Source organism: uncultured Agitococcus sp. (assembly GCF_937920075.1).
In the GTDB taxonomy this organism is placed as follows: Bacteria; Pseudomonadota; Gammaproteobacteria; order Pseudomonadales; family Moraxellaceae; genus Agitococcus.
Window position 1 is genome coordinate 1 of the sequence record NZ_CALETI010000163.1, and the last position, 4,409, is coordinate 4,409.

At 39.5% G+C, this 4,409-nt stretch carries 4 protein-coding genes; all 4 read right to left on the reverse strand.

Going from position 1 to position 4,409, the window contains the following annotated elements; genetic code table 11:
- Positions 1 to 995 precede the first annotated feature (995 nt).
- Positions 996 to 1,661, reverse strand: coding sequence for an enoyl-CoA hydratase/isomerase family protein (locus tag Q0212_RS06090; RefSeq protein ID WP_297923603.1), 666 nt, complete (start codon positions 1,659 to 1,661; stop codon positions 996 to 998).
- A gap of 169 nt (positions 1,662 to 1,830) precedes the next feature.
- Positions 1,831 to 3,213: an ATP-dependent RNA helicase DbpA gene (gene dbpA, locus Q0212_RS06095; protein WP_297923605.1), complete on the reverse strand. Its 1,383-nt coding sequence runs from the start codon at positions 3,211 to 3,213 to the stop codon at positions 1,831 to 1,833.
- Between the two features lie 32 nt (positions 3,214 to 3,245).
- Entirely contained in the window at positions 3,246 to 3,602 is a 357-nt protein-coding gene (locus tag Q0212_RS06100; RefSeq protein WP_297923607.1) for a phage holin family protein, read from the reverse strand.
- A 9-nt stretch (positions 3,603 to 3,611) separates the two neighbouring features.
- On the reverse strand, positions 3,612 to 4,409 hold a 798-nt coding region (locus Q0212_RS06105; RefSeq protein ID WP_297923609.1), incomplete at its 5' end, for a helix-turn-helix domain-containing protein.

Below are 4,409 nucleotides of genomic sequence, written 5' to 3' on the forward strand. Positions count from 1 at the left end.
ATCTACACAGGCGAAGACACTCTTTCCCTACACGACGCTCTTCCGATCTGGCTGGTAAATTAGAATTAGAATATCGTTCTTTTAATTTACTTCACGAAATTAAATCCATTTTTCAACTCTACCAAGTTGTAGCCCAACAACAAGGACTACACTTTAGACTTGAGATTACCGAAACATTGCCCAAACAAGTGCTTGGTGACAGTTTACGTTTTCGTCAAATTTTATCCAACTTAATCTCTAACGCACTCAAATTTACCATCACAGGCGAAGTTTCTATTCATATTAGACATGATATTTTTGCAAGTGATAAAGTACGCTTATTTATTGATGTACGTGATACAGGAATTGGTATAGCCTCAGAAAAAGTCAATAAACTCTTTCAATCATTTTCTCAGGTTGACTCATCCACTACACGTCAATTTGGTGGAACTGGCTTAGGTTTAGTCATTTGTGAACGTTTAGTAAAAGCCATGCATGGGGTAATTACTGTGCGTAGTCAACCTCAAAAAGGCAGCTGTTTTAGTTTTAATATTGAACTTGATCTGGATACTGAGCCAACCGCAGAATTATTAGCAAAGATACCTACAACGCCAGTCATTAGCTCAACGATGAAAATTTTAGTTGTTGATGATAGTCATATTAATCGTCGAGTTGCGTTACGTTTATTAGAAAAGCTCAATATTCATGCCGAAGCAGCCAATTCTGGCTTTGAAGCACTCGATAAATTACAAACTGAAACTTACGATGTGATTTTGATGGATATGCAAATGCCAGAGATGGATGGTTTAGAAACTACACAAAAGATTCGTCAACTTCATTTAACAAAACGTCCTTTTATTATTGCACTCACAGCTAATGCCTTTGACAGTGACCGCGAACGTTGCTTGCAAGCAGGCATGGATGAGTTTTTATCTAAACCTTTTGTATTTGAAGATTTACAAGAAAAAATTTTAGCCGCCTCAAATTATTAGGGGCTGTAAAACAGCCCCTAATGATTAGGCAAACTTATCAAATGCATTACGCCAGCGACGCTTAATTAAGGTATAAGTTTGACGATCTTTCTTGGCTAACTCGGCAGCCCATGCCATCGTTGTTGGCAATAATTCAGCTTCGCCCAAAGCCTTATCAACCACACCTGCTTTAGCCGCTTCTTCACCACCTAAAGCCAAACCAGTACTTGCCATTTGCCATGCAATCGTTGGGTTTGGTAATAAACGCACAATTTCGGTCATAATGGGCGTAAATGGAATTTTGATGTCCACTTCTGGAAAACAAAAACGACCACGATCGGCGCGCATGGTTCTAAAGTCACAAGCAGACGCAATTAATGCACCACCTGCATAAGCATGACCATTTAAACAGGCAATCACAGGTAAAGGAAAACGCGCAATACGCATTAACAACTGATCTAAACGTGGTGCAAACTCTTTGACCAAATAGGCCATGCCACCTTTTTCTTGCACAAAGTTTAAATCAATACCATTACTCCAAAACTTTGGATCGGCACTGGTAATGACGACTGCACCATTACCCTCGGTATTTTCAATGGTATCTAATGCGGTATTAAACTCGGCTAATACATCGTCATTTAGACGATTTTCACCATTAGTTAAGGTTAATACCCAAACAGCGCCTTCACGGCTTAATTGCATATAACTCATGTTTTTCCCCCACTATATTGTGACTATAAACAAATACGCTGTCATTGCGTAAATGGCTGTTGAGCTTAAACAAGCATATGCTTGGTTGCAGCTGTTTTTTTTGACTGCTAGTTTTCACTTATTCGGACTTAGACAGCTATTGCTCATGCCTAAGCCCTAAATCTTGTTGCTAACCGACTTTTGTCACCCTAAAACGGCGTCCCTTAATTTGTCCTGCCTGTAAGCGTTTTAAGGCTTTAGGGGCAACATGACTTTTTACTGCCACATAAGCACGAATATCAAAGATATCGATTTTGCCTACTTCTGCACCTGCCAAACCACCCTCACCTGTTAATGCTCCTAAAATATCTGTGGGTCGCAATTTATCTTTTCGACCACCTTCAATACAAATCGTCACCATCGTTGCTTTTAATGAGGCAACTACAGGGGTATGCAACTCATTTAAGTCTAACCAGTTCACTTTAATTTTCTGATATTCTTCAATCGCAACAACTCGTGGTGCTTCTTTGGGGGCACACAAACTAAAAGCTAAACCTTGATTACCAGCACGACCCGTTCTACCAATTCGGTGAACATGCACTTCGGGATCATAAACCAGCTCAAAATTAATCACTGCACTTAATTCTTTAATATCCAAACCGCGTGCAGCGACATCTGTGGCCACTAACACAGGGCAACTTTTATTGGCAAAACGTAATAACACTTGCTCACGATCACGTTGCTCTAAATCACCATGCAAGGTCAACACATCAAAACCTTTACTGCGTAGATGTTGCGTTAACTCGTTACAATCGGCCTTGGTATTACAAAAAATCACCGTTGATTCAGGTCGATAATGTGCCAAAATTTTGGTGACTGCTATTGCCTTGTCACTATAAGCGACCTCAACAAAATGCTGCTCAATATGGTTCGTTTCATCAACCGATTCTACAGTGACCACGACAGGCGTTTGCAGAATTTTCTGGCTCATGGTGTGAATGGCATCTGGGTAAGTTGCCGAAAATAAGAGACTTTGCCTTGTTGCTGGCGTCTTTTTTGCGATTTTATGAATATCTTCTTCAAAGCCCATATCCAACATACGATCTGCTTCATCTAAAACCAGCACTTTGACCGTTTCCACAGATAATGTGTTGCGGTTCAAATGATCTAAAATACGACCTGTCGTACCAACCACAATATGTGGTGCTTGTTCAAGTGAATTTACTTGATGAATAATTGGCGAGCCACCACACAACGTTAACAACTTGATATTAGCCATAAAACGGGCTAATGCTCGAATTTCCTTACTGACTTGTTCGGCTAATTCGCGCGTTGGACATAAGACTAGAGCTTGCGTTTTATAAATTAAGGGATCAATTTGACTTAATAAGGCTAAACCAAAAGCTGCTGTTTTGCCGCTGCCTGTTTTTGCTCTGGCCAATACATCTTTACCTGCTAACATGGGAGGTAAACTTTGTTGTTGAATAGAAGTCATTTGTTGATAACCCAAAGACTCGACACTTTGTAATAAAACAGGCAATAACGGTAAAGAGCTAAACTCAGCAGTAGTCATAAAACACTCAAACAATTTAGAAGCAAAAAGAATTAACTGTCGGATTTCTTAGATTTCAACAACACGCTACCAACGGCTTGTGTTAGTGCCACAATAAACCAAGCCGCTAAAGCTGACCAAAAACCACTGACATGAAAGCTTGATAATAAAGCGGCCACCAAACCCAACATGGCGGCATTAATCACTAATAAAAAGAAACCTAAGGTTAATAAGGTAATTGGCAAGGTAAAAAAGATTAAAATCGGTTTAACAATGCTATTGGCCACACCTAATAACAAAGCTGCCCAAAACAAAGTGCTAAAGTGGTCAAAATGAATGCCTTCTAATAAATAATCGGCTAAACCTAAACCACAAGCACTCAATAATAATCTAACAATAACGTGATACATAAAATTCTCTTAGGCCACAAACACTAATGCTAATCGAATATCATTGTAACCTAGCTCTTGTTTAAGTGCTTCATAAATAGGTCTCAGCTTCATTGTGCCATCTTCATTAAAATACTCATCATTATCTTCTTGTTGTAATTGATGAAAAGCATGACTGACTTTGGCCAAAATCTTATCATCAGGCTTAATTCGGCTTAAATCAAAGCTCGGTTCTTTGTCATAAATTTTTGCTAAATGATTGATAATCGTTGATTGCGTTAACTCACGCTCTTTGGCAATTTCCACAATACTCATACCTTGTAAAAACAAGACTTTAGTTTGTTCAATGGTATGTGGCTCAGAACTTTTGTTATTGGCAATTTTTTGCTGCCGTTTTTCATATTTGGCAATTTCATCAGCATCCAAACTGCCACCACAACGCTTAATAAACTCTTGGTGCGATTGGCTTGCGTCTTTTTCTGCCCAAACTTGCTCGGCTTGGTTTGATAACTCCAAAAAGCGTTTATCTGCTTTAAGGGCTAAACTATCTAACTGCAACGCGGTTTCATTGATGCCCAATAACCGCAAACCGTCTAAAGACTTTAATCGTGACAACGCCACATAACCTTGACCTTGCTCAAAGGTCTGACTTAAATCCATTTCTGCGGCTTCTAGGGTCATGCCTTGACTTTTGTGAACAGTAATCGCCCACGCCAAACACAAAGGAATTTGGCTATAGCTGGCTAAGGACTTGGCACTGTCATTATCAATCGACCATGTTTCGGGTGTCACATACAAATGCGAGCCATCTCGTAATTTAACTTTGGG

Coding starts and splice junctions, on each gene's coding strand:
- Q0212_RS06100 (WP_297923607.1), bottom strand. CDS start 3,602: ATGTATCACGTTATTGTTAGATTATTATTGAGTGCTTGTGGTTTAGGT.
- dbpA (WP_297923605.1), bottom strand. CDS start 3,213: ATGACTACTGCTGAGTTTAGCTCTTTACCGTTATTGCCTGTTTTATTA.
- Q0212_RS06090 (WP_297923603.1), bottom strand. CDS start 1,661: ATGAGTTATATGCAATTAAGCCGTGAAGGCGCTGTTTGGGTATTAACC.